Consider the following 24,903-nt stretch of genomic DNA (forward strand, 5'->3'; position numbering starts at 1 on the left):
CCCGGGAGCATGAGAGGGAGCACGGCTCGCAGCTGAGGGAGCGCTGGCAGTGGCCTGCCGGATCGATGCTTCTTCTCATGGGTTAATGTGAACGGGCGCCACATTCCGTCCGCGAGGGCGAAGTGATGGTCATGCCTCTAGAGATCCCGGTCGACTGGGTTGAAGAGTACGCCCAGGCTGCCCGGCGGAAGATCGATTCCCAGCTGGAAGAGCGCGACTGCCCAGAGTTTTGGGTCATTGTAGCCAAGTTGTATGCTCGTGGCCTGGCAGACGAGACACCATCGCGTCCGGCGGTATCGGGATCATCACTCCGCTTGCAGTAGACTGCGATTTGGACGCCGATCGGCGGGTTAAGGTTTCGACCCAAAAGAGGCGAGTGGGTCCCTTTTGGGCTCTGACGCATAATTGGTGTGATCACACCTACAGCTTGCTCAATCCGAGCACCCTCCGGCCTACAGATTAGCGGCATAATGGTCGTCCCGTCCCGCCCTCACCGGATGCGCGAGCGGCGTTCGTGAGGGCTGAGATGACTACGTAGAAAACCACATTGTTGCCGCACTGTTGCTGAAGCTTAACTATACGCGCCGCATTGTTCGAACGCGACGCGCGATGGAGCCCGCACCCAGGAGAGCCGATGCTGGTCAACCACGAGCGCCGCCTGCTTACCAAGGCCGCCCAGTCCACCGACGGATGCGTCTCTGTCAAACGCCAGCTGGACCGAGCTTGGCCCGGTGATCACAGCCGCTTGTGCAATCTTGAGAGCCGAGGCGAACTCGTGTGGCTTGGGGAGCAGGCAGGCCCTCATCTCGGTGGCACCTTCTCGAAGTGGCAGATCACTCCGGCAGGCCTGGAGAAGCTCGGCGCGTTTGACCACCGAGGCGCCTGATGCCCTCGGTCAAGATCCGCGTCACTGATGACGGCACCTTCGCGGTCTACCGCAACGGTGCAGCCGTCGCGTCAGGACTGACCCGCAACCAAGCCGAGCGCTGCGCGACGGTTCTCGGCTGGATCGCGCAAGGCGCCTAAGTCTGACGCTCGCACCCGATGTGTGAGCGGCATTCGCGAGGGCGTTGATCAGGCTGTTGTCCCGGTCTCAGCTAACGGCTGCTGTCGGCGGTCACCGGACTGCCCGACCTTTCGCGCCCGCTCGATGCTTTGTGTGCGCCCAAAAAAGCCGTCGCCGCGCCCGTGAATGCTGTAGTTAACCGCCCCAATCTGCGCTGTTTGCAACCTCTGGGATCCTTAGCCCATTCGGAGACTGGGTTGATCTAGGTTAAGCACAGTGGTCGAGGTCTCGGGATGGGGGCTCAACCGCCCGCGTCCGCGGTGATCGCCACACCCTCCTTGGGCGATAGGTCAGCGGGCGTGGGTGCCCTTGCCCGTTTGGCGAACCCTCGGTCGGCCAAGTGGCCAAGTTGGCCGCTTGATCCAGCCGCACGTGCCTTAAGGCCGACGCCGGTTTGCTACTTCGGCGCAGGTTGACTGAGTTGGTGGCAGCCCCGCGCCACTGACCTTCCACGCCCGCTCTCTCTTCCCGATCCGAGCGGGCGGGCGTGGATGCCGTGTCATAAGCAGGTAACCAGTGTTGCCGGGCAGAAGGAACCTTCCAATGTCGTTGATCCTGGCGACCGCCCACGTTCTCGGAGTTTGCTTCCCCCGGTGAGAGGTCCGCGGGCGTGGGTGCTATTGGATTTGCAATCCACAGATTGCGAAGGCGGAAGTCTTGGAAGGCGGTTTTTGCCCCGTCCAGGCTCAGTATATTCCTGCCGAGTCTAGCTTATGCTGGACGGAAGCTTGAGCCTTTCCGTTCGGCCCGGATTTCTGTATAAGGGTAATATGGCTTCGGCATCACTTCCTGTGGAAGGAAAAAAGCGTGGTCGTCCAGCAGGCGCCGCTTTCGCTGATCCGATCCCGGTGCGGATGACGCCGGCATGCGTGGCCGAGATCACCGCCTATGCTGAGTGCGAGGGTATCAAGGTATCTGAAGGCATTCGTCGCCTCGTGAAGGAAGCCCTGAAGGCGAAGCGAACCTAGGTGACGCATGAGCGATCCCGAGCCAGATGCCGACTTTCGCGAGCGCATGCTGCGAGAAGTCCATGACGGTGATCGGGACCTTGTGATCAGAGCGACGGGAAAGCGGCTGGACGCGTTGGGTGGCAAGTACGACGTGTGCCGGACCGGTGTGCCGCTGGATGGGTTCGACGGCTTCGGGGATGGCGGCACCGAAGATGATGACACCTGAGCCCGAGCTGACCAGTCTTCAGGTTCTCCGCGAAGCCCTCACCGAGTGACTGAAGGCGAAGGGTTATCTAAAATGACAAACGCCGACGCAGAGCCTACGAAGATGTCCGAGGTTCTGCGTTTGGCAAACGCGCTAGCTGAGCAGATGCTCGGTTCACAGATCATGGGCCGGTCAATTCCAACGAGCCACCTCACGGCGCTTGTGATAGCTGCCCGGTACCTAACGGACAACAACATCACTTGGCCGCCCCTCGTGCAAGAAGTTGTGCGCGAGATGGCTGAGCGACTGGAGTCGGCTCGGCCAGTGTCCAATACCTGAACTTCTGAAGCGATCCGCCGCCTTCTCGCGGAAGTGTTGAAACCGAAGCGTTGGTGAAGGAATTTATGAGCGATCCTGAGCCCGACTCACTTTTCCGTGCTCGTCTACTACGGGTGGTCGACCGCAAGGATCTTCACGTCACGCTCTTTGGGTTGGGCGATCAGCTCGATAACGTCGGCCGCAGGTACGACCGCTTCAGAACTGGCGTGCCGCTCAAGGGATTGGGCGTAGGACAAAGCCGCACCTGATCCTATCCCAGGCCGCCGCTCAGCGAGGAGAGTGCATGTCCCACTTCCCGTCATCCCACCAATTTGATCGCACAAGCGCCCAACTAAAGGCAGAGACCCGAGTGTCAACATCTGCTCAAGTAAGGGATGAAATTGAAGCTGAGCGCCAGACGCTTGATGAGCGAACGGAGCGGCTGCGGGCGATGAGGCTTGCACGGGAGAGCGCGGCAACCTGATGGCTCGCGGACCAGGATTACGTACGGCGCTGCGAGGTCCTGAGTCAGCGAACTGACGGAGTTTCCTATGGCTGACAACCACAGCAAAGAGCGACAGCACGCCGAGGAGGCTTTTGCCAAAACGCAGGTCCGTCCCGGCGGTGATGTCGCTGTCGAGACAAGCCTCAGCGACGCGGACCAAAATACGGCTCGTCTGAAGGCCGCACGGCTTGCACGAGATGCCTCCGCGGCTGGTGCAAAGAAGCCGTGATATGAGTGTCGTTGCGTAGCTCCTCACCGAGCACCTGAAAGCGAAAGGCTACCTGAAGTGAGTCTGACGCCGTTCGCTATGCGAGCTTCTAGGGTGCTCCTTTCCTAGTCGTCGCGCGTTCCCTCCCGATGGCGTATGCCTGGCGCCAAGCAGGAGGCTTCCATGGCCGATCAAGATCGTGCACTCATCGACACGCACGGCGAACAGGACAGCGTCGCCTTAGCCCAATTGGGAGCGGCCGTGATCCTGGCGTGGCCCCTACTGGAGGCCGACATGCAGCGTGACTTGATCGCGACTGCGACCGTCGTGGATGGCGTGGAAAGAGACCCGAGCTTTGAAGAAGTGCTGACTCGGCTTGTTCAGATGAACAATCGGAGCGGAGGTTAAGCATGGCTACCACCCTCACCGAGCGCCTGAAAGCGAAGGGCTATCTGAAGTGATGCTGGGGTCGCTCACGATGCGTAGAGCCGCCTTTCCGGCAGAGAGGGAAAACGCACTGGGCCAGGCCGGGGATCGATGGCTAGGCCGCCACCGGTCAGGATGATGCCGCCGCGCCCGCGAGGCGCAATCAGATTGCGGACCGACCGAGCTGCCGCGTAGGCTCTGACCACGTTCGCCTGGAGGTTCGGCCGCGAAGTTCCGTGGCACGGGTGCACCGGGAGCCGGATGCGGACCCTGTAAGCGTTATAGACCAAAACCTCGATAGGCCCGCGCTCACACGCAAGGGAACGTAAGGCAGCTTCGAGGCCAGCGTTCCAGGCCGGTCGCCCTTTGGTGGCCGGATCGTATGCGGAATGTCCCATCGCCTTTCGCCTCGTCAGCGCATGCCGACGAGGCGAGAAGTCGCTCGAACCGATGCTCCCTGCAGTGAGGCCAGTCTAAGCGGACGGGCTGGTTGCGACCCAACCCCGCCGATGCTGCTGATGCGCGCCAATCTCGAAAGCAGACGAGTGGAGCAGCGTCCAATCGTCGCTTCCGGGACGGAGATCAACCGTACGGACATCTTATGGCAAATGAATTGGTCCGGGATGTACGGCTGGGAAGATGAAGCTTACGTCTTGTCCGGCTCTGTCGCGGGAGCGGCAACAGCTCTCATGCCGTTGCTCATCTCGGTTCCTGTATGGGGCGGCACACCGCTCGGCAGTACGGGAGCGGCCGCAGGCTCCTCCTGAACATGTCCGAGTCCAGCCTCCACCTCGTGGATGAGGTCCACAAAATCGTACGGCTTGCTCAGCAGGCGTGTGCCCGGCGGCAACACGTGCTGCATATCCGCTCCAGCTCCCGAAGTGACGATGATGCTCACAGCGGGCCAACGGCGATGGACGAGGTGGGCCAGGGCGACACCATCGCCCACGATTCTTCGCCCCGTGATCAGGATGTGTACAGCGGCCGGGCCTTCGAGCACCACCAAGGCCTCAGCTGCAGTCTGCACCTCGATAGTCCGGAAGCCCACGTCGCTCAGCATGTCGGCCGTGATCGTACGGACGAGCCGATCTGCTTCCGCGATGAGGATTGCTACAGGCCTGCTGTCGACGACCATCAAGCCCGCTCCTGATCTCGAACTTACGGTCGTCAGGACGAGGAGCTTCGGAGCACTCCGGCATGGCGATGTCGCTGCTCCATGAATGTAGGAGCCACTCGATATCGTATCGCACCAGGGGCAGGATGCCTAATCCGGGAGCTGTCTCCACCGGCGAGCGCGCTGTTGAACCGCGTCGTCGAAAGCTCAGGTTCCGTCTGTCAATCCTTCGCCACATCCGGGACCGTCGCAAAATCACCCTCAGCGCCCAGGCTGCGTCTGACTCAACTTTGCCTTAGAGGCCGCCCTAAGCCGGGCTCAAACGTAGTCGTTCGTCTCGGCGGCATCTCGGTAACCGTCTGCATTTTTCGATCCTTCGATCGGTTCAGACGTAGCACGGTACCCAGACGCTTTTACCGGTCCGTAAGCTGCCAGCACAAATGCGTTCTACGGATTTCCACATATTGGAGCCGCCTCTGCTGCTCGTCGGACGACGCCGAGACCTATGGTGCAGAAGTCGACGCTTTGCGCCGCAACAATCCTGTGTTGTGGCCGAAGCGGAACTTTGGTTTACACCGCCCATTGCGAAGAGGAATTATCGCGGCAGAGGCTTAAGCTTGCACGATGCCGATTGCATCGGCGATGCCTTAATCGCGAAACAGGGACGGACTGCCTACTTCCCTCGGCAGTCTCACGCACGAGTCGGGTGAAAGGCGATGCAGGACAACGACAAAGCTGCTGCTGGTGACGGCACATCCCGCCCGGCTGGGTGGACCAACAACCCCTTGATCCTGAAGCTGGAGAGCCTCACCAGGCTCTCCGATGACGACCGGGTGGTGCTGGAGCGGATCAGCGCCAAGCCGCATCTTGTCCCAGCCGGTACGGACCTGATCCGTGAGGGCGACAAGCCGGACGGCGTCTACCTGATCCTCGACGGCATCGCCTGCCGCTACAAGCTCAGAGCCAGCGGTGCGCGCCAGATCATGGCCTACCTCGTACCGGGCGACTACTGCGACCTGGACGTGGCCATGCTCAAGGCCATGGACCACGCGATCGGCACGCTGTCGGCCTGCCAAGTGGTCCGGATCGATCTGGACACCATCGAGAACCTGCTGCGAGACCATCCCGGCATCACGCATGCGTTGCGGCTGGCCACGCTGGTGGATGAGGCGACACTGCGCGAGTGGCTGGTCAACGTCGGCCGGCGCTCTGCGGACGAGCGCATCGCGCATCTCATGTGTGAGCTGTTGCTGCGGCTGCGCGCCGTGGGCCGGACGGCTGGCGAGGGCTACACCCTGCCGATCACCCAGGAGGATCTGGCCGACACCACCGGCCTGACCAGCGTCCACGTCAACCGCATGCTCGGGACCTTGAAGCAGCGCGGGCTGATTGAACTGTCAGGACGGCAGTTGAAGATCCTGGATCGGGCCGGCTTGGAGGCGCTGGCCGAGTTCAAGCCGAACTACCTGCATCTGGGCGGGAGAGACGCGGCATGAACCTTCGCCTCCAACCCGTGCAGGTTGCAACGGGTAGCGACGACCAGGAGAGCCAGCTTGTGTTCCACGACGGCTACCTCGTCGCGATCCTGGTGCGCCTCTCCGACCAGCACGAAGCAAACGCCGGCAAGTGGTTCCTGGAAGCGGGCTTCGGCCCGGTCAGTGACTTCTCCGGTCCCGTGTTCTCCGACATTGACGCGGCGCAGTCCTGGATCTTGGGCAAGCTCGGACTGCCTTTCGCTTGAGCCGCGGCAACATAGGCGAGGTCGATACGTTGAGCTTAGCGGCCAGTGGAATTGCGTCCTCAAGCACAGCGTGGGAACGTGATGACCGGATCTCTCCACCCGCGCGGCACGCACCCATTCGTGCGCAAGGTAGAGAGCATCGCGCTCTTCCCTCTGTCGGAGGCGGAGCGGGCCGCGCTGCTCGCCCTGCCGATGCATGTGGCGCAGTTCGACGGGTCTCAGGACATCGTACGCGAGGGTGACCGGCCCTCCCGCTGCTTCGCCGTGCTGGAGGGTTTCACCGCCGTCTACAAGACCACGCGCTCAGGCAAGCGTCAGGTCATGGCCTACCACGTCCCCGGCGACGTACCTGATCTTCAGAGTCTGCACCTGAAGGTGCTCGACAACAGCATCGCGGCGGTTAGCCCATGCCGGATAGGCTTTGTCGAGCACGATGCAGTTCGTGCGCTGTTTCAAGCTCAGCCGAGGCTGCTGGGCGCGTTCTGGCGTTCGACGCTGATCGATGCGGCCATCATTCGCGAGTGGATGCTCAACATCGGCCGGCGCGACGCTTATGCCCGCATGGCCCATCTCTTCTGCGAGTTGATGACCCGCTTGGAGGCAGTCGGGCTTGTCCAGGATCGTACCTGCTCGCTGCCCATGACGCAGCCCGAATTGGCCGACGCGCTCGGGCTTACGCCGGTGCACGTGAACCGCACCTTGGGGAGCCTCAGAGAGGCGGGGTTGATCACACTGCGCAGCAGACGGCTGACAGTGAACGACTGGGAGGGGCTAACGGCGGCGGCAGAATTCGACCCGACTTACCTACATCTGAGTAGCCAGGACGGCATGTAGGCTTCTGTTTTGGTAATCGCGAACGCCGAGCCAGGCTCGGACACATCGTTTACTCGATAACTGCACCGCGATTTTCAACTCAGAAATAGCTTGAGCGAGACTGCCCGCTTCGGTCGGTTCCCTTTGAGTGACTGACCAGCCTAATCGGACGTTCTCAGCATCCGCAATGGCTCGAAAGCGGATCAGGGCGTCGTCATCGACGATGAGAGCGTGAGGCTCATCGCCCTAAGCAACATGGGTCACAGAGTCCAAATCCTATTTTGCCGGACAAGTCTCCCCCGACGAATTCCTGATCCCGGCAAGCCGATCGCGCTCCGGATCGGGATAGGGCCGAATGCATGCTAGGCTGCGTCGGAATAGCTGGCGCGCCGCGCGGACGTGAAGAATTGAGAGGGCGATTCTTTGGTCGAGCTTCGTATTCGCCACCGTACGACATACCTTTATCGCCAGCCGGTCAGCCTCGGACCGCATCGGCTGATGATGAGGCCGCGGGAGAGCCGAGACCTGCGCCTGCTGTCGAATGACATCAGCCTATCGCCGGACGCGACTCTCACCTGGGCCTACGACGTCGCCGGCAATGCCGTGGCGACCGCGACGTTCGGGTCGTTGGCCGAGCGCCTTGTCGTGGAGAGTGTATCGCGGGTCGAACTCTCGGCCGCGGCCTATCCGGTCTTTGCCATCGCCGGTTCCGCCATCACGTTTCCCTTCCGGTACACCGACGACGAATGGACGGACCTCGGCAGTCTGACGGTTCGGCAGTATGCGGAGGAATCGCCAAGCCTGAGGGCCTGGGCGCAAGGGTTCGTGGCGGCCTATCCGACCGACACGCTGTCCCTGCTCAAGGACCTGAATGCGGGGGTCGGCAGCACCATCGTCTACCGGGTTCGGGAGGACGAAGGTACGCAGTCCCCGAGTGAGACCCTGTCCCTCGGGGTGGGTTCGTGCCGGGACTTGGCGACGCTCCTCGTCGAGGCGGTGCGCAGCCTCGGCTTCGGAGCCCGGGTCGTCTCAGGCTACCTCCATGACCCGTCGCGAACGTTGCTCGGCTCTGCGGATGCGGGAGCCACGCATGCCTGGGCAGAAATCTTCCTGCCGGGTGCGGGGTGGGTCACATTCGATCCGACGAACCAGAGCGTCGGCGGCGCGAACCTGATCCCGGTCGCGGTCGCACGCGACATCAGGCAAGCTATGCCGCTGGTCGGAAGCTTCGTCGGGCCGGCAGATGCCTTCCTGGACATGTCCGTAGAGGTCAGCGTCGACGGGTAGGCGCCATGTGCTGGTTGTCGAAGATGACGTCGAGGTTGGCATGCTGATGGTGATCTGCGTCTGTTGCATACGCTGATCCGGACAAGGCTCGCCGAGGGTCGATAGGGGCGTTCATCCTGCGTGGAGTTCCGACGGCGTTCGTAGTCGGCAGGGGCGATAGCGACGTCGGGATTGGTTCTTAAATCCCTTGACGGACAACGGACGCGAACGGCACGGCTCGCCGTCTAAGGTCGAGAATCCATACGATGACGCAGCGACGCGCCGTGTTCCTGTTTGAACTCGGCTCGCGACGCGCTAAGCGAGCGGTCATCATTGACGGCCTTAAAACCGTAAGGGCGGCGCGGAGCTGTCGTTAGTCTCAGCAGACCAATCCACCACTCAGCGGTGCTCCAAAGCGCTCTCCAACCAGCCGCATCGCGGCATGCCGGAGAGCGCTTTGGGTCTATTTGGCAGGTCAGAAATCCATCCCACCCATGCCACCGCCGGCAGGCATGGCAGGAGCCTCCTTACGCGGAGCCTCGGAAATCATCGCCTCGGTGGTCACCAGCAGGCCGGCCACGGAGGCAGCTCCCTGGATCGCTGCACGGACTACCTTGGCCGGGTCGACGATGCCGGCCTGGATCATATCGACATACTCTTCGGTCTGGGCGTTGAAGCCGAAGGTCTCCGACGAGGTGTTGTCGGTGATCTTGCCGACCACGATCGAGCCCTCGACACCCGAGTTCTGGGCGATCTGGCGCAGCGGGGCCTCGAGAGCCTTCAGCACGATCTTGATGCCGGCCTGGACGTCGGGGTTGTCGTTCGAGAGGCGCTGAACGGCTGCCTTGGCGCGCAGCAGCGCGGTGCCGCCGCCCGGAACGATGCCTTCCTCGACCGCCGCGCGGGTGGCGTGCAGCGCATCGTCGACGCGGTCCTTCTTCTCCTTGACCTCGACCTCGGTCGAACCGCCGACGCGGATCACCGCGACGCCGCCCGCGAGCTTGGCCAGACGCTCCTGCAGCTTCTCACGGTCGTAGTCCGAGGTGGTCTCCTCGATCTGCGCCTTGATCTGCGAGATGCGGCCCTCGATGTCGGACTTCTCGCCCGCGCCGTCGATGATCGTGGTGTTCTCCTTCTCGATGCGCACGCGCTTGGCGCGGCCGAGCATGGGGAGCGTCACGTTCTCGAGCTTGATGCCGAGATCCTCGGCGATCATCTGGCCCTTGGTCAGGATCGCGATGTCCTCGAGCATCGCCTTGCGGCGGTCACCGAAGCCCGGCGCCTTGACGGCCGCGATCTTCAGGCCGCCGCGGAGCTTGTTGACCACCAGCGTGGCCAGAGCCTCGCCCTCGATGTCCTCGGCGATGATCAGGAGCGGCTTGCCGGTCTGGACCACGGCCTCGAGCACCGGCAGCATGGCCTGGAGCGAGGAGAGCTTCTTCTCGTGGATGAGGATGTAGGGGTCCTCAAGCTCGGCGACCATCTTCTCCGCGTTCGTGATGAAGTACGGGGAGAGGTAGCCGCGGTCGAACTGCATGCCCTCGACGACGTCGAGCTCGGTCTCGGCGGTCTTCGCCTCCTCGACCGTGATCACGCCCTCGTTGCCCACCTTCTGCATGGCGTGGGCGATCATCTCGCCGATCTCCTTGTCGCCGTTGGCGGAGATCGTGCCGACCTGGGCGATTTCTTCCGACGAGGCGACTTTGCGTGAGCGTTCGCCGATATCCTTCACGACTGCGGCTACCGCCAAATCGATGCCGCGCTTCAGGTCCATTGGGTTCATTCCGGCGGCGACGTACTTCACGCCCTCGCGGACGATGGACGCGGCCAGCACGGTCGCAGTGGTGGTACCGTCACCGGCCGTATCGCTGGACTTCGAGGCCACTTCGCGCACCATCTGGGCGCCCATGTTCTCGAACTTGTCGGCGAGCTCGATCTCCTTGGCGACCGTCACACCGTCCTTGGTGATCCGCGGGGCGCCGAAGCTCTTCTCGATCACGACGTTGCGGCCCTTCGGGCCGAGCGTCACCTTCACCGCGTTGGCGAGCAGTTCGACGCCACGCAGCATCTTCTCGCGGGCATCGACCGAAAAGCGAACGTCTTTGGCGGACATGGTGGGGCGCTCATCATCTGTCGTTTGACCCCGAGGCACGCCACAGCGGGCGCCTCAAAGGGCAGGTCGAGGATCAAGGCCGTTGCGGCCTGATCCGAGCTAGGCGACGACGCCCAGGATGTCGGATTCCTTCATGATCAGGAGGTCCTGACCGTCGATCTTGACCTCGGTGCCGGACCACTTGCCGAACAGGACGCGGTCGCCGGCTTTCACGTCGAGTGCGTTGATCTTGCCGGCCTCGTCCCGTGCACCTGGCCCCACGGCGACGACCTCACCTTCCTGCGGCTTCTCCTTGACCGTATCGGGAATGATGATGCCGCCCTTGGTTTTCTCTTCGCCTTCGATGCGACGGAGCACCACGCGGTCGTGCAGCGGACGGAATTTCATTGTGAGATCCTGATCGTTCCCAAGCGAGATCCAACCGACATGGTTGGCGCTGTCGCGGGAGAGGTAGCGGCGAAGAGGAGCATCGCGGCCCGATCGATGCACCTTAGCACTCGTCATACGGTAGTGCTAATCCTATTCCGGCAACCAAATCCGCGTTTTCACCTGTCGGGATACCTCGTAGAAGCGGGCGCATCAGTTCAAACATTACAGCTGCACGCCGCCTGATTCAGTCCGCTGATACTGTCACGATTCGGGTCATTCTCCCGCAGCTACACGTCCCGCCGTGCTCGTCGGTGTACCCGTTTAAGCCATCGCCGTTGGCGGCCTAGATGCCGCCGCTCTGCTGCGACACGACGTCGAACACGTTGGCGGTGAGCATGCTGGGTGCGTACGGCTTGGCCATGAAGCGCGCGCCTTCTGGCAAGTCGGCGGCTTTGGGGTAGCTCTGGCCTGACACGATCAGCAAGCTGATCTCGGGCCACCGCGCCGAGACTGCCTTCGCCAGCTGATAGCCGTTCAGGTCGCCGCGACACATATCGACGTCAGTGATCATCACACGCACGTCGGTGCGAGTCCCGAGTACGCCAAGCGCCTCGCCAGCGCTGCGCGCTTCGAACACGACCATTCCGGAATCGCCCAACATCTGGGCCATGTCCATCAGCTGCACTGCATCATCGTCGACGATGAGGACGCCGAGCTGGTGCAAGGCCAACTTTGCCCGTTGGTTTAGAGCAGCGGGGGCCGTCATGATCCGGACGGCCCGCTTAGGTGGCTTGAGAGGGTGGTGATTCGGGAGCCGACCATTCTCACCGCCTTGCGCAGCTGCGCGTCCGTCACGCCGAAACGCTCGGACCAGGCAGCTCGAACGACGTGATCATGAATGTCGATATGGATGGCGGCGCGACTTTGATCGGCTGTCGAGCTGAACGGCATGGGAGCTTCGCGACTTCTCACGAAGACCGCGCCTCAGGTATTCTGTTGGATGGATGATTGCCAACGTGGGACAACCGGCAGGGTTGCATCGTTCCCTCGCCGAATGCTGCCACCTCTTCGCGGACTGACAGCGGCTCCCAATCGCGGCTTCAGCGACGGATGAGCGACCGTCGTAGATCCATGCAGATCGAGGCCCGCGTTCGCATCACACAATACGATGTGACGTGTATGCTTAGCGCGCAGCAGGAGCGACCATGAACTACACATTCGAGTTTTACCGCATCAGGCCGGGCGATAAGGCGCATGCCACGCTAGAGCGAATCCAGCAGGAGGCATCGGATCTGGATGCCGCGATGATGAAGGCTCGTTCTTTGTTCGGGTCTTTGGACCTCCCGCAAAAGCCTGATGGCGTTCGCATTCTCGATGAAGGCGGAGCCGAGGTCTTCGTGTGGAACCCGGGAGGACACTGAGGCCGGCCGGATCTGAAAAATCACGGGCAGCATCGCAGCCAGGTCTGATCACGGCTGGCGAGGCATGTTGCCGCTCCGCAAAGCTGGGGCCAACCAAATATGCGATGCCGCCCAACATGCAGCGTAGGGAAGGGTTGTTAACCTAGTCTCAACAGTTGGTCACGCTCGCGCGGCTCCTCATGGCGGAGTATGCTTGGCGCCAACTGAGGAATATGGGACCCGGAATGCGCACGCTCGAGCTTTATGCCAGTCCTGATGGAGACCGATGGGACTAGATGCGCAGTTTTAAGGGCGGCCTCGCTTTCGTCCGACACTCGGCCAACGAGGCGTTCGGTGAAACCGTCACTGATATCGACCTCGGCTCATTCCCAGCCCTCGGCCCCGACAACCCTGAGCATCGCGAGAGTCTTCCCGGAGAGGTATCACCCAGCAGAGCCACGCCGGCGGTCGCCGAGATCCTGTCACGCCGTTTAGATTCCCACGCTCGCAGCACCGGCTTCAGCCGCCTGTTTGACGGTTGCCCCCCTGCGCAGCGCCTCGGCTATTGTGGACGATGCTGTGTCGATCGCGCCGGCCCGCTCGTCCCCGAAGTCACGCATGCTGTTTGTCTCGGTACCCATCCGCGCATGGAAATTGTCGGGGAAGCGCGCGTCCATTCGCATCTTCAGGATCTTCGTGGCGGCGCGATAATCGTCATCGAAGTTCCTGCTTCTGGTCGCGGTCTGGCCCCTGTAGGCTCCTGCCTCGTTCTCTTTTCCAATCGAGGTGCTTCTACGCTGCCCCCCACTGCCGAAGAGAAACTGGACGATTTTGGAGAGCAGCCACATGAGTGAGTTCATCGGAGTGTCCTGAACGGGCAGCAGCGGCGGTGCCTTTTCGGAGGCAACGCATACCAGCTAGCTTCGGGCTCAGAGGCGCCGCCATGATGCCCGCTGAGCAGTAGAGCCGAATGGCAGGCCCACGAGGCGGGGCAGCGAGCGAGGCAGACTGAGTGCGTCCGGTCATAGAGGCTTCAAGCCGACTAATTTTCTTCCTATGTTATACAGTCGCTTCTCGTCCTCATGCGCGCATCTTGAAAGATTCGAAATTTTGTGATTATCGCGCTGGCCGTGTTTATAAGATTGTATTACAGCATCCATGTGCCGTGAATTGTCTCTGCTGAAGGCTGCTTTCAGGTCGTTGCGGCCTTGAACATTTTCCCCCGAATTCAAACTCCAATCCAAGTCCTCTTTGACCGCCTTCCAATTTGCAGACATTTATTCCTCCCGTGCCCTCTTGTGGAGCTATCGGAGAATACGCTCGTTTTCGGTTCCGTCGAGTCGATGAGTATCCGCTGTCGAGTAGCGGGGGCCGTGCGCTGATCTCACTTGGTGCGAGGCAAGAGATTGCCACCTACCGAGACAATGGCATGCCCGCGCCATGATGCAGAGGCCTGCATTGGAACGGGAGCCGCCCGTAAGTTGGGGCCCAGGAAGGCGAAAACGAGGTGTTCGGCGCTGGTAAGCAAGCGCACTTCGGGCACGGCGACCGCCAGCAGGACCCGGAAGGCGGCATGACCGGCCGGGTGGACGAACGGGCCGGCCGCCCATTCGGCTTTGTCCTGTCCGAGGACGAGGGCCGGCGCGAGTGCATCGGTCGGTCGCTCTCGTCGGAGGGCTTCGATGTCTTGGCGTTTATCGACGTCGGCAGTGCGCAGGCGTAGCACGACGAGGAGACGCCGGAGGTCGCGATCGACGCCGCCGCGGCCGGTCACGGATTAGAGATCGTCGCCGAAATCCTCGCTGCGCGGCGGGCGCATAATGTTAATCGCCTGATCTCGCTGTCGGACGGCTTCGAAGCTGGGACCTACTTCGCCGCGCACTGCTTCAGCGTGAAGGGCTCGCATCGCCGAAGTGACGGCGTCGAGCCTACTCGTCTGCGACTTCGACGGGCATGTCCGTGAAGGGAATAGGAAGCCGGAGGCGACGGCGTTCCATATCCATGACCGGCCTCACCGATCTCGTCCAAGGGCGCGAGCCGAATTCCAGCGCAAGCCTTCCGATGCCGCCCGCAATGGCTTCAAGCGGAACGCACGAACCGACCAGTGGGAAGTCTCGCCCGGAGTGCTCCCAGAGCCTCGTTGGCGGCCCTTTGCCCGCTGTCGTGGGCCCCGTGGGCGGTCGTGAAATCGAAGGGGTGCGTCGCCTCGCCCGCGAAGAACAGCCGGTCCTCGAACGGCCGGGCCAGCCGCGCCCTCGCGTTCGATTGCCCCGGCAGGGCGCAGCTATAGGCGCCGCCGATGGACGCCATTCGGCTCCATGACGTGGCCGCAAACGGTCGGAGGGTCGAGGCCACATCACTCCCGAACAGGGCGCCCAACTCGGCCGTAGCGTGGGCGAAGCCGGCGGCCGGGCCTTCCTCCTCCAAGATGCGGGCTCCTTCGCCGCCGAGGAACGCCTCGATGACCGGCCAGCCGTTGGGCCGGATGGAATACGCGGCTGACCGCGCGTCGCGCAGGTTGCCGTAGGCGTGCGAATCCGGCTCGAAGGCGGCGTCGCGCCCGATCTCAAGGAAAACCTTCTCGTTACGACCGAGCGGCAGGGCGGCGGCCGCATCGCGCCAGGGCTCGGTTCCCGGGGGCAGGCGGATGGCGTCGCCGGCCAGGACCGCGGTCGAGACCGTGAGGATGGTGGCCTTGGCGCGGACGGTGCCGGCGCGCGTCGAGACGGCGACGCCGTCCGCCGTCAGTTCGATCCGGCCGACGGGGGTCGCCAGACGCAGCACCACCGAGGGCGGGAGGCTGGCCGCGACGAGCGTGCCGTAGCCGAGCGGCAGGTTCCAGTTCCGGCCCGTCGAGGCATCGTCGTAGGCCACGTAGTCGGTGGCAGAGATGCGCTCCGGCGCGACCCCGCTCATGAAGCCGGCGATGGCTCGCACGTAGGCGTTCCACTCACCCCCGGGCTCCAGGGCATCGCTCGCACGGTCGCTGCCCTGCGCGACCGCCCGGAGCCGCTCCTCCCAATCGCCGAACGCCTTCCGAGCCGCCTCCTCGTCGTCCTCGTCCCAGGCGATGCCGGGATGCGCCTTCGCCCACGGCGGGTCGGTCCGGTCGACCGGGAAGCCCGACGCCTCGGCGATGTCGACCCAGGCGTTGCGGTCGCCCGAGTGCAGCCATTCGCAACCGAGGTCGAGCGGATAGCCTCCGAGATCCTGGGTGAAGGCGCGGCCCCCGAGCCGCAATGACGCCTCAAGCAGGATCACGCCCACGCCGCTCCTCGCGAGGTGCCGCGCCGCGCCGATTCCGGCGGCTCCTCCGCCTACGATGATGACGTCGAAATCGCTGGCCATGTGGACGTAGGTGAGACCGACCGTCGGATGACACAAGCACCGAGGGTCGCGGAGAACGACCTGTTGAAGCCGATGAACGCTACTCGGGCTTACGCGCTGGGCTGTTCGAACGTCCTGTGTGGATGGCTCCCGCATTGCAAGTGGCGAATTGAGCTTCTGACGCGTTGGTCGGGTGCAGTCTTGTGTCCGGCTGTTGATGCAGTCGTTCATGTTGACCGCTGGCCCCGATGGTATCCGCGAGCTGGGTCCCACTCTGCTTTGCGGGCTATGACGCCCTGGACAGGCGGCGGGGTGTCCCGGCTCCCGGTCTGACCGGTTCGCCATCAACTCTCATCGTCCTCGCAACCTGGAAACGTCTCCTCTGCGTGCTGTCAGGCGGCCGTAGCCGCCGGTGCGCGGTAGGTGCCGCCGCGGGTCATGATCGCCCAGGCGACCCGCGCCGTGCGATTGGCCGCCGCAACAGTCACCACATGCACCGGCTTACGCTGCAGCAGCGCCGGCAGCCGCGGGTCGACCGAGGTCGGTGTCGTCTTCGCACGCCGGATCAGAGAGGTCATGCCGACTACGAGCAGCCGGCGCAGGTAGCGGTCGCCCATGCGCGAGATCCGGCCCAGGCGCTCCTTGCCGCCGCTGCAGTTCTGCCGTGGTGTCAGGCCCAACGAGGCCGCGAACTGCCGACCGCAGCGGAAGCGTTCGGGCTCGCTCACCGAGGCGGCCAACGCGGTTGCCGAGACGATGCCGACACCCGGGATCGTCGCCAGGCGCTGCGACAGGTCGCTGTCCCGATGCCAGGCGAGCAACTCCTTCTCCAGTCGGGCGAGTTGGATCTGCAAGGCACCGATCTGATCGGCCAGCCCGGTCACCACGCGCTGGGCTAACGGCGGCACCTCGGCCGCGTCTCCGGCCGAGAGCCGGGCCGCCAGTTCGAGCGCGTGCCGCAGGCCCCGCGCCATCTCGATCCCGAACTCGGCGAGCAGGCCGCGGATCATGTTCACCAACTGCGTGCGTTGCTTGACCAGCAGGTCGCGCGTCCGGTGCAGCGCCAGCGCCGCCTGCTGCTCGGTCGACTTCACCGGCACGAAGCGCATGCTGGGGCGCGTCACCGCCTCGCAGATGGCAGCAGCGTCGTTCGCATCGGTCTTGCCGCGCTTCACATACGGCTTCACGTAAGCCGGCGGCATCAGCCGCACGTCATGGCCGAGCTTCATGAGTTCCCGGGTCCAGTGGTGCGCCGTGCCGCACGCCTCCATGCCGACCAGGCAGCGCGGCAGCTTGGAGAAGAACGGCACGACCTGTGCCCGCCTCAGAGCCTTACGAACGACGACGTGCCCAGCTGCATCGACGGCGTGAACCTGAAAGATGCTCTTGGCCAGATCGATGCCGACGGTGGTGATCTCCATGAGAATGGCTCCTGCATCTGCGTGGCTGCTGTTCGACAGCAACCACATCTTGGCACCGAGATGCCGTCTGTCGGAGCGGGAGCCATCCACCCCATCTGCTTTGGAGAAAGTGGGAGAGTCGGCTCAATGGCCGGGATAGGCGCAAAGCCGAAGGTCCGGTTTTGCCCGGCCAGCCGATCCGGCGTGGCGTAGTCTGGCCGAAAGCTGTCGGTCCGCTTCGGAGCGGTGCTGCCGGAAAAGCAGACGGCCTCCTACCGACCCAAGGCAGCCGTTGAGATGGCCGTCACCGCTCCCCGAAAGCAGCCATTCGCCAACACGCCGTTAGAGTGAGCTCGTGCCAGGAAGACGACCCGAGTTTTCTGCCTTGAACTAAACCGGAGGTCTCTCTCACCTCCGTCAGCCGTGGACGCCTTGTTCTAACAATTCCTGCGCGCGATACATGAGTGATGGCCGCACGTCTGACCATTTCCGTCTCCCTCAGCCCTGAGCTGCATGCCGCCGCCGAGCGCATGCTCGCCTCCGGGCGTTACGGCAATCTGAGCGAGGTGTTCCGCGCGGCGCTCCGCCTACTCGATAAGCGTGAGCGGAGCTTCCAGCTGCATTGCGAGACACTCAAAGCGACGCAGTCCACACACCAGGCCCTGAGCGCGTGAGCGCCGGGCTCTCACTCGAACGCTCCTGCCTCGCGGGCGGCGGCGAAGCTGGCGAGCGGCTGCGCGCCCTCGACTGGTCCGGCAACTCGCTCGGTCCCGTGGAGCGCTGGCCGCTATCGCTGCAGTCGGCCGTGCGCATCGTGCTGAACTCGGCCTTCCCGATGATGCTCCATTGGGGACCGGACCTCGTCACGATCTACAACGACGCCTACGCGCCGAGCCTCGGTCGCAAGCACCCCGGCCACCTTGGTCAGCCGGCACGGGAATGGTGGTCGGAGATGTGGGACCAGCTCACGCCCATCTTCGACCAGGTGCTCGCGGGACAGCCCTACCTCGTCGAGGATGCCCGCTACACTCCAGACCGGGACGGCACGCCGCAGGATGCCTTCTTCACCCATTGCCACAGCCCACTCTGGGACGATGCGGGGCGGATCGCCGGCGTCTTCCTGGTCGTAACGGAGACGACACGACGGGTCACCGCCGAGCGCGATCTCACCCAGCTTAACGAGAGCCTCGAACGGCAGTTCGCGGCCGTCCAGGCCAGCGAGATCCGGCTGCGCGAGAGCGAGCAGCGCCTCGACGCCCTGATCCGCTCGTCCTCCGAGGTACGCTACTCGATCAGCGCGGATTGGGGCGAATTGCACCAGCTCGCCGGCGGCGGCTTCATTCCCGATACCGACGCGGCTAACGCGAACTGGCTCGACGAGTACATCCCGGAAGAGGACCGTGCGGCGGTGCGCGCAGAGATCGAGCGCGCGATCCGTACGAAGGCTGATTACCGCCTCGAACATCGGGTCAACCGCGTCGACGGCACGGTGGGCTGGGCCTTCTCGCACGCGGTGCCGCTCCTCGATCCCCAAGGCGAGATCACCGGCTGGCTCGGGGCCGCCTCCGACGTCACGGACCGGCGGCGTGCCGAGGCGGCCCTGCAGGCCCTGAACGCGACCCTGGCCGAGCAGGTCCAGCAGCGCACGCAGGAGCGCAACGGCCTGTGGGAGGTCAGCCGCGACCTGTTCATGGTGACCGACGGTGGCGGCGTGATCCTGAGCGTCAACCCGGCCTGGACCACGGTTCTGGGATGGGACCAGGGCGAGTTCATCGGCCGGACGACGGAGTGGCTGGAACACCCGGATGATCAGGTCAAGACGCGCGAGCAGGTCCCCCATCTCGCCGGGGGGCGGGCCACGCTGGCGTTCGAGAACCGCTTCCGCGCCAAGGACGGGGACTACGTGCACCTGTCGTGGACAGCCGTTCCCTCGGACGGCCTGCTGTACTGCTCCGCCCGCGACATCACCGAGAACGGCCGGCAGGCGGGGCTGCTGCTGCAGGCCGAGGACGCGCTGCGTCAGTCGCAGAAGATGGAGGCTGTCGGCCAGCTCACCGGCGGGGTGGCACACGACTTCAACAACCTGCTCACCGTCATCAAGTCCTCGACCGACCTGCTCAAGCGTCCCGACCTCTCGGCGGAGCGGCGTGCCCGCTACATCGCGGCGATCTCCGACACGGTCGACCGCGCCGCCAAGCTCACGGGTCAGCTCCTCGCGTTCGCCCGCCGCCAGGCCCTGCGCCCCGAGGTGTTCGACGCAGCGGTCAGCGTGCGCGCCATCGCCGACATGGTCGGCACCCTGACGGGCGCGCGCATCAGCGTTCGCCAGCAGCTCTCCGACGAGCCGTGCTTCATCAACGCTGATCCGAGCCAGTTCGACACCGCGCTGGTCAACATGGCGGTCAACGCCCGCGACTCCATGGAGGGCGAGGGTGAGCTGACCATCAGCGTGCAGCCGGCCGCGGGCATGCCGGCGGTCCGTGCCCACGAAGCCGTATCGGGGGCGTTCGTGAAGGTGTCGATCCAGGACACCGGCAGCGGCATCGCTCCGGAGAAGCTCGGGCGGATCTTCGAGCCGTTCTTCACCACCAAGGAGGTGGGTCAGGGGACGGGGCTGGGGCTCAGCCAGGTCTACGGCTTCGCCAAGCAGTCCGGCGGCGAGATCATGGTGGAGAGCGAGGTCGGCACGGGGACGACGTTCACCCTCTACCTCCCGCGCGCGGCCGAGAAGCAGGCTCGCGCCCGCCTGGAGGAGGACGCGCCGGCCATCGACGGCGGTGGCGCCTGCGTGCTGGTCGTCGAGGACAACCGCGACGTCGGCACGTTCGTGACGCAGACGCTGAGCGAATTGGGGTACCGGACCGACTGGGTTCTGAGCGCGAAGGCAGGGCTCGATGCATTGGCGCGAGACCCTGATGCCCACGACGTGGTGTTCTCGGACGTGATCATGCCGGGCATGAACGGCGTGGAACTGGGGCAGGAGATCGCTCGGCTGTACCCGCGCATCCCGGTCGTCCTGACGAGCGGATATAGCCACGTGCTCGCGCAGGATGCGGACCATGGGTTCGAGCTTCTGCAGAAGCCGTACTCCGTGGAGGCGCTGTCGCGGGTCCTAAGCCGCGCCATGCGCAAGCGCAGGAACGGGAGCACGAACCGACCGTGAAGCGGCAGCTTGGCCGGCTAGATGGAACCGCTCTGCTGCGCCACCAACGCAAACACGTTTCCAATAAGCGAACTGGGCGCACAGGGCTTTGCCAGGAACCGTGCGCCCTCGGGCAGGTCAGTGGCTTTGGGGCGGCTCTGACCGGAGACGATGAGCAAGCTCATCGCTGGCCACCGCGTCGCGACCACCTTCGCCAACTGGAACCCGTTTAGGCCTCCGTCGCCCATATCGACATCGGTGATCGTCATGCGCACATCGGTTCGGGTGGAGAGCACCTGTAGCGCCTCGTTGGCGTTTCGCGCCTCGAACACGACGATGCCGGCATCGGCGAGAGACTGCGCCATGTCCATCAGGAGTATGGGATCGTCGTCCACGATCAGGACGCCGAGTTCATGCGCGGCCAATGACGCCCGCTGATCCGGGGCAAGCGCAGCGATCACGATGTGGACGCCATGCGAAGATGGTTCGAGAGTGTGGTGATCCGCGAACCCACCATCCTCACGGCCTTGCGCAATTGCGCGTCGGTCACGCCATAGCGCTCGGCCCATGCGGATCGGACGGCGCAATCAGTGATGTCGATATGCGTAACGGTGCGGCTTTGAACTGGCATAGGACTAAAAGACATAAGCGATCTCCCGCGACTTCTCACGAAGATCGCGCCTCCTTGATCCGATTGAATGGATACTCATCCAACGGACGCCCGGGGCTTAGGTTGCAAAGGCTGTAACTGGCCGCCTCGACCCATTCGCGGCTTGAAAGCGGCAAGACTGTTCTCCATCCGTCTCAGACGTTCAGAGGCGCAGGGCTGCGGAGTTGGGCGCGCTGCTCGCGGGCGTAGAGGATTGGCGGCCTGCCGACATGACGAGCGAAGGCAGTGCTAAAGGTGCTGGCAGACCCGTAGCCCACGCGCTCAGCCACCTCCGCCACGCCAGCTCCCTCGCGACCAAGCAGATCCTTCGCCAGCGCGATGCGCCACGCCAGAAGATACGCCATCGGCGCGACGCCGACCTCGCGCCGGAACCGTTCGAAGAATGTCGAGCGCGACAGTCCCGCTTCTCGGGCCAGGGCCGCGACCGTCCAGGGAACGGTCGGGCGCTCGTGCATCTGGCGCAACGCGGCGGCCACGCGGTCGTCTGCAAGCCCGCGCAGGAGGCCCGAGGGCGCCGCCGGACCCTTGGTGGACCGAAGCGCCTCGATCAGGAGCACCTCCAGAAGCCGCGCCAAAATCACCTCGCGGCCGGGCCTGTCCTCCCGCGTCTCCTCGTTCACGAGGCCGAGCAGCATCGCTAGTCGCCCGACGCCGCGCACATGGACGAACCGGGGCAGGAGCGACAGAAGCAGGTCCACATCGTCGGAGGCGAAGGTGCAGTGCCCCACCAGCATGCGCAGGTCGGGCGGCACCTCGGGAGGGCCGAGCCGGAACACGCCGGGGCCGACCTCGACGGGCGGTGGCGCCCGCCCCACCGATGGCGCGACGAGGCTGGAGGCGGCGAAGGCGCTGGCGGCAGGGATCAGCACGAAGTCGCCGGCCGCGAGGACGATCTCCGCCTCGCCGTCGATCGCGAGGCGGCACGCCCCCTCCAGTACCGCGGCGTAGAACGGCTGGCCGTGGTCTTCGCGGCGCACGGTCCAGGCGCCGCCGGCCAGGACCAACTTGGAAAACGAGGCGCTGGGCTGAAGCAGCCCGACCACCTGGGTGAGCGGGTCGACCATTTCGGACGCTCGCTAATGAAATACGGACTTGCGCCCGTATCACGTCCGGCGGAGCGCTCCTATCACCCCGTGTGGGTCAAACGCGAGGTCCCCATGAACACGATCCTCATCACCGGCTGCTCATCCGGCTTCGGCCTGGAGACGGCGCGCCTGTTCCTCAACCGAGGTTGGCGGGTCGTCGCCACGATGCGTACGCCTCAGGCGGCCCTGATCCCGGAGTCCGACCGCCTCACCGTCCTGCCGCTCGACGTGACCGACGCCGGCAGCATCGCCCGGGCAGTCGCGGAGGCCGGGCCGCTCGATGTCCTGGTGAACAACGCGGGCGTCGGGCTGCTGAACGCCCTGGAAGGCCTGTCGATGGAGTCCGCCCGGGAGGTGTTCGAGACGAACACCCTCGGCACCATCGCCATGACCCAGGCTGTGCTGCCGCAGTTCCGGGAACGGGGCGCCGGTGTGATCGTCAACGTGACGTCAAGCGTGACCCTGCGGCCGCTGCCGCTGCTGGCGGTCTATACCGCGAGCAAGGCGGCGGTGAACGCCTTCACCGAGTCCCTCGCCCACGAGCTCGTGCCATTCGACGTGCGCGCCCATCTCGTCATTCCCGGCCGATCGCCGGAGACCGCGTTCGGGACCAACGCCCGCACCCGGATGGGGATGGATGTGCCCAGGGCCTACGGCGATCTGGCTGGGAGTGTCTTCGCGAACTTCCAGCAGGCGACGGAAGAGGTGACTCGGGCCTCGGACGTGGCCGAGGCGGTCTGGCGCGCGGCAACCGACCCGGCTTGCCCGATGCGCCTGCCGGCCGGCGCTGATGCGATCGCCTGGGCGGCGGCCTGACACGAACCCTCGAACGTCCGCTTCCGCTACATGTTTGAGCGGAAGCGGACTGGCAGATACCCACCGATTTTGTTGAAAACTCGAAGGTAGCGCTTCAAGCGTCATCAAAGTTGGCGCCCGGGAGAAAATTTGCCTCTTGCGGACGGCGCGACCCCATTCCTGCATTGTGTTCTAAGCGTTTAATATTAGGATCTTCACCGGCCGGAGCCGTTCACAAGGTGCAATCGGCCAGGTCCTGAGTTTTTCAACAAAATCCACCCTGAGCGGTCATTCGGTTTTCGACCCAGGGCGGACGCTCGGAGGGTTGTCGCGAGCGCCCGAGAGCGGACATAAGTTGCGTTAAGCTTTGTCCTCAGCGTGCATCCTTTGAAAGCAACTTCAGTTCGCGGACCGCTTTTGCGATCTGTACCTCAGTCAGCGACGAGTAACCGAACACGAGCATGTCGTCCCGCGCGTCGAGGTCGAAGTCGTACGCGGCCCCGCTGGACAGGGCGTAAACGCCGATGCCTCGCTCGCGTGCCATGATCTGGATCTTCCTGGCCGGCGGGAAGCCATTCGGCAGCCGCCAGACCAAGTGCAGGCCGCTCTCGGCACCTAGGATGACTGGCTCCTCGAACGTCTCCCGCAGCGCCCGAACGAGGCAGTCGCGCCGGGCTTTGTAGACCTGTCGCAGCCGGCGCAGGTGCCGGTCGAAGTGCCCCTCATTGATGAAGGTGGCCAGCGCGGCCTGCTCAAGCCATGCCTGACCGTTGCTCATCCGGGCCTTCAGCATCCGGGCCTCGTCCCAGAACATGCGCGGGACCGTGGCGTAGCCGATGCGTAGGCCTGCCCCCACCGACTTGGAGAAAGTGCCGACATAGAAGACGCGTCGTCCCCCATCGAGGCCGGCCAGGGCGGTCAGCGGCGGGCCGTCGTACCGGAAGTCGCTGTCGTAGTCGTCCTCGACGATATAGCTGTCGGTCTCCTCGGCCCATCGCAGCAGTTCCAGCCGCCGGGTCACCGGCATGAGCGCGCCGGTGGGGAACTGGTGCGAGGGCGTGACGTACAACAGGCTGCCCCGGTCCATGGGCAGAAGGTCCGTGCGCAGCCCGTCGCCGTCGACCGGTACCGGATGGATGGCTACGCCGGCGCTTCTGAAGATCAGGGAAGCCCCGAGGTAGCAGGGGTTCTCGATGCAGAGCTGCCGGGTGTGTGGCCTGAGCAGGTTGAACACCAGGTTGAGGGCGTCCTGCCCGCCCGTGGTCACGATGATCTGGTCCTCCGTCACCGCCACGGCGCGGGCACGCCTCAGGTGCGTGGCGATGGCTGCGCGGAGTTCCGGGAGACCGGCCGGGTCGCAATAGTCGGTCAGGTATACGGTCTCGTGTGACAGGAGACGGTTCACGATCCGCCGCCAAATGCGGAGGGGAAACCCCGCGGGATCGGAGCGTCCTACCCAGAAGTCGAGCGCCGGCCGGTCTCCGCCGCCGCCCGGCGAGCCGGCGAAGCAGAGCAAGGGCTCGCCGACTACGTCCGGGACCGGTCCATTGGTCGAAGCTTGGCCGCCACGTTGGATCAGCAGGAGGCTGTCCGGCGGGATCGGCTCTACGAACAGGCCGGCCGTGCCACGCGCCTTGACGTAGCCCTCGGCCGCTAGCCGCTCGTAGGCCGTGATCACGGTGTTGCGAGAGACGCCCAGGCGCTCGGCCAGCAGACGACTCGGCGGCAGCGCCATGCCGGCCTTTAGCCTCCCTTCCAGGATGATCTCCCGGACTTGGTCGAAAACCTGGACCTGCAAGGGTTTGGCGGAGGCCGCGTCCAGCGTGAGCGTTAGTTCCACCGTCACCCCATCATCGTCGGCGACCCGTCAGGACGCCCAGTCGGTACCAGCGCCCACCGCTTAGGACCTGCCCAGTCAGGCGCGACAAAACGGTTGGCACCATCGGTCGCGCCTGTTTTGGCCCTTTTACCTGACCAAAATTTGGAATTG

The 24,903-nt window shown here is 64.3% G+C and carries 28 protein-coding genes; 15 read left to right on the forward strand and 13 right to left on the reverse strand.

Translation table 11 applies throughout. The annotated features are described in order from the left end of the window. Positions 1-634 precede the first annotated feature (634 nt). The 7 genes from AC3WSN_RS25125 to AC3WSN_RS25155 all read left to right on the forward strand — a co-directional run bounded on the left by AC3WSN_RS25125 (position 635) and on the right by AC3WSN_RS25155 (position 3,660). Positions 635-886 (forward strand): hypothetical protein, encoded by a 252-nt coding sequence (locus AC3WSN_RS25125; protein WP_192711709.1) that lies wholly within the window; start codon positions 635-637, stop codon positions 884-886. Beyond that, a complete protein-coding gene (locus AC3WSN_RS25130; protein WP_192711708.1) occupies positions 886-1,026 on the forward strand; it encodes a hypothetical protein in 141 nt (46 codons plus the stop codon). Before AC3WSN_RS25125 ends, AC3WSN_RS25130 begins: the two co-directional genes overlap by 1 nt. A 768-nt stretch (positions 1,027-1,794) precedes the next feature. Next, positions 1,795-2,034 carry a hypothetical protein gene (locus AC3WSN_RS25135; protein ID WP_492541690.1) on the forward strand — a complete coding sequence of 80 codons (240 nt, stop codon included), beginning with the start codon at positions 1,795-1,797 and terminating at the stop codon, positions 2,032-2,034. Positions 2,035-2,041: 7 nt separating this feature from the next. Beyond that, positions 2,042-2,242 (forward strand): hypothetical protein, encoded by a 201-nt coding sequence (locus AC3WSN_RS25140; RefSeq protein WP_492541691.1) that lies wholly within the window; start codon positions 2,042-2,044, stop codon positions 2,240-2,242. 371 nt (positions 2,243-2,613) lie between these two features. Next, positions 2,614-2,808 (forward strand): hypothetical protein, encoded by a 195-nt coding sequence (locus AC3WSN_RS25145; protein WP_492541693.1) that lies wholly within the window; start codon positions 2,614-2,616, stop codon positions 2,806-2,808. Positions 2,809-3,090: 282 nt separating this feature from the next. Further along, on the forward strand, positions 3,091-3,273 hold the full coding sequence (locus AC3WSN_RS25150) for a hypothetical protein (protein ID WP_192711706.1): 183 nt from the start codon (positions 3,091-3,093) through the stop codon (positions 3,271-3,273). 162 nt (positions 3,274-3,435) lie between these two features. Then, positions 3,436-3,660 (forward strand): hypothetical protein, encoded by a 225-nt coding sequence (locus AC3WSN_RS25155; protein ID WP_192711705.1) that lies wholly within the window; start codon positions 3,436-3,438, stop codon positions 3,658-3,660. Between the two features lie 664 nt (positions 3,661-4,324). Here AC3WSN_RS25155 and AC3WSN_RS25160 read toward each other — a convergent pair. Continuing rightward, positions 4,325-4,813: a response regulator gene (locus AC3WSN_RS25160; RefSeq protein ID WP_192711704.1), complete on the reverse strand. Its 489-nt coding sequence runs from the start codon at positions 4,811-4,813 to the stop codon at positions 4,325-4,327. Between the two features lie 695 nt (positions 4,814-5,508). Here AC3WSN_RS25160 and AC3WSN_RS25165 point away from each other — a divergent pair. From AC3WSN_RS25165 to AC3WSN_RS25180, 4 genes are all read left to right on the forward strand, one after another. Beyond that, a complete protein-coding gene (locus AC3WSN_RS25165) occupies positions 5,509-6,288 on the forward strand; it encodes a Crp/Fnr family transcriptional regulator (protein ID WP_492541696.1) in 780 nt (259 codons plus the stop codon). Continuing rightward, complete coding sequence (locus AC3WSN_RS25170; RefSeq protein ID WP_192711702.1) at positions 6,285-6,533, forward strand: hypothetical protein; 249 nt, start codon at positions 6,285-6,287, stop codon at positions 6,531-6,533. The genes AC3WSN_RS25165 and AC3WSN_RS25170 overlap by 4 nt, the downstream gene beginning before the upstream one ends. An 81-nt stretch (positions 6,534-6,614) precedes the next feature. Next, positions 6,615-7,367, forward strand: coding sequence for a Crp/Fnr family transcriptional regulator (locus AC3WSN_RS25175; RefSeq protein ID WP_492541698.1), 753 nt, complete (start codon positions 6,615-6,617; stop codon positions 7,365-7,367). 402 nt (positions 7,368-7,769) lie between these two features. Continuing rightward, on the forward strand, positions 7,770-8,633 hold the full coding sequence (locus AC3WSN_RS25180; protein ID WP_492541700.1) for a transglutaminase family protein: 864 nt from the start codon (positions 7,770-7,772) through the stop codon (positions 8,631-8,633). Between the two features lie 454 nt (positions 8,634-9,087). Here AC3WSN_RS25180 and groL read toward each other — a convergent pair whose 3' ends face one another. From groL to AC3WSN_RS25200, 4 genes are all read right to left on the reverse strand, one after another. Beyond that, positions 9,088-10,725, reverse strand: a complete 1,638-nt coding sequence (groL, locus tag AC3WSN_RS25185; RefSeq protein ID WP_492541702.1) for a chaperonin GroEL — start codon at positions 10,723-10,725, stop codon at positions 9,088-9,090. 99 nt (positions 10,726-10,824) lie between these two features. Continuing rightward, a complete protein-coding gene (gene groES, locus AC3WSN_RS25190) occupies positions 10,825-11,112 on the reverse strand; it encodes a co-chaperone GroES (RefSeq protein WP_243920647.1) in 288 nt (95 codons plus the stop codon). Between the two features lie 325 nt (positions 11,113-11,437). Then, positions 11,438-11,860 (reverse strand): response regulator, encoded by a 423-nt coding sequence (locus tag AC3WSN_RS25195; RefSeq protein WP_492541704.1) that lies wholly within the window; start codon positions 11,858-11,860, stop codon positions 11,438-11,440. Beyond that, on the reverse strand, positions 11,857-12,045 hold the full coding sequence (locus AC3WSN_RS25200; protein ID WP_192711768.1) for a DUF3606 domain-containing protein: 189 nt from the start codon (positions 12,043-12,045) through the stop codon (positions 11,857-11,859). Before AC3WSN_RS25200 ends, AC3WSN_RS25195 begins: the two co-directional genes overlap by 4 nt. A 254-nt stretch (positions 12,046-12,299) precedes the next feature. Here AC3WSN_RS25200 and AC3WSN_RS25205 point away from each other — a divergent pair, with 254 nt between their 5' ends. Continuing rightward, entirely contained in the window at positions 12,300-12,515 is a 216-nt protein-coding gene (locus AC3WSN_RS25205) for a hypothetical protein (RefSeq protein ID WP_192711767.1), read from the forward strand. 470 nt (positions 12,516-12,985) lie between these two features. On the opposite strand, the gene AC3WSN_RS25210 is transcribed toward AC3WSN_RS25205, so the two are convergent. The 4 genes from AC3WSN_RS25210 to AC3WSN_RS25225 form a co-directional block, all read right to left on the reverse strand. After that, positions 12,986-13,354, reverse strand: a complete 369-nt coding sequence (locus tag AC3WSN_RS25210) for a hypothetical protein (RefSeq protein ID WP_492541706.1) — start codon at positions 13,352-13,354, stop codon at positions 12,986-12,988. 524 nt (positions 13,355-13,878) lie between these two features. Further along, positions 13,879-14,268 carry a hypothetical protein gene (locus tag AC3WSN_RS25215; protein WP_492541708.1) on the reverse strand — a complete coding sequence of 130 codons (390 nt, stop codon included), beginning with the start codon at positions 14,266-14,268 and terminating at the stop codon, positions 13,879-13,881. A gap of 305 nt (positions 14,269-14,573) precedes the next feature. Then, entirely contained in the window at positions 14,574-15,842 is a 1,269-nt protein-coding gene (locus AC3WSN_RS25220; RefSeq protein ID WP_492543245.1) for a flavin monoamine oxidase family protein, read from the reverse strand. A 371-nt stretch (positions 15,843-16,213) separates the two neighbouring features. Next, positions 16,214-17,242, reverse strand: a complete 1,029-nt coding sequence (locus tag AC3WSN_RS25225) for an IS110 family RNA-guided transposase (protein ID WP_492541710.1) — start codon at positions 17,240-17,242, stop codon at positions 16,214-16,216. A 446-nt stretch (positions 17,243-17,688) separates the two neighbouring features. On the opposite strand from AC3WSN_RS25225, the gene AC3WSN_RS25230 reads away from it, so the two are divergent. Beyond that, positions 17,689-17,895: a type II toxin-antitoxin system ParD family antitoxin gene (locus AC3WSN_RS25230; protein WP_192711749.1), complete on the forward strand. Its 207-nt coding sequence runs from the start codon at positions 17,689-17,691 to the stop codon at positions 17,893-17,895. After that, complete coding sequence (locus AC3WSN_RS25235; RefSeq protein WP_492541712.1) at positions 17,892-20,384, forward strand: hybrid sensor histidine kinase/response regulator; 2,493 nt, start codon at positions 17,892-17,894, stop codon at positions 20,382-20,384. Before AC3WSN_RS25230 ends, AC3WSN_RS25235 begins: the two co-directional genes overlap by 4 nt. Before the next feature lie 17 nt (positions 20,385-20,401). Here the strand turns inward: AC3WSN_RS25235 and AC3WSN_RS25240 are convergent, their stop codons facing one another. The 3 genes from AC3WSN_RS25240 to AC3WSN_RS25250 form a co-directional block, all read right to left on the reverse strand. Beyond that, complete coding sequence (locus tag AC3WSN_RS25240; RefSeq protein WP_492541714.1) at positions 20,402-20,824, reverse strand: response regulator; 423 nt, start codon at positions 20,822-20,824, stop codon at positions 20,402-20,404. After that, complete coding sequence (locus AC3WSN_RS25245) at positions 20,821-21,009, reverse strand: DUF3606 domain-containing protein (protein WP_492541716.1); 189 nt, start codon at positions 21,007-21,009, stop codon at positions 20,821-20,823. The genes AC3WSN_RS25240 and AC3WSN_RS25245 overlap by 4 nt, the downstream gene beginning before the upstream one ends. 158 nt (positions 21,010-21,167) lie before the next feature. Further along, a complete protein-coding gene (locus tag AC3WSN_RS25250; RefSeq protein WP_492541718.1) occupies positions 21,168-22,097 on the reverse strand; it encodes an AraC family transcriptional regulator in 930 nt (309 codons plus the stop codon). A gap of 93 nt (positions 22,098-22,190) precedes the next feature. On the opposite strand from AC3WSN_RS25250, the gene AC3WSN_RS25255 reads away from it, so the two are divergent. Then, positions 22,191-22,934 (forward strand): SDR family oxidoreductase, encoded by a 744-nt coding sequence (locus AC3WSN_RS25255; RefSeq protein ID WP_492541720.1) that lies wholly within the window; start codon positions 22,191-22,193, stop codon positions 22,932-22,934. A 352-nt stretch (positions 22,935-23,286) separates the two neighbouring features. On the opposite strand, the gene pdxR is transcribed toward AC3WSN_RS25255, so the two are convergent. Further along, complete coding sequence (gene pdxR / locus AC3WSN_RS25260) at positions 23,287-24,759, reverse strand: MocR-like pyridoxine biosynthesis transcription factor PdxR (RefSeq protein WP_492541722.1); 1,473 nt, start codon at positions 24,757-24,759, stop codon at positions 23,287-23,289. Positions 24,760-24,903: the final 144 nt, after the last annotated feature.

It is taken from the genome of Methylobacterium sp. FW102-HT35C08 (genome assembly GCF_058790235.1).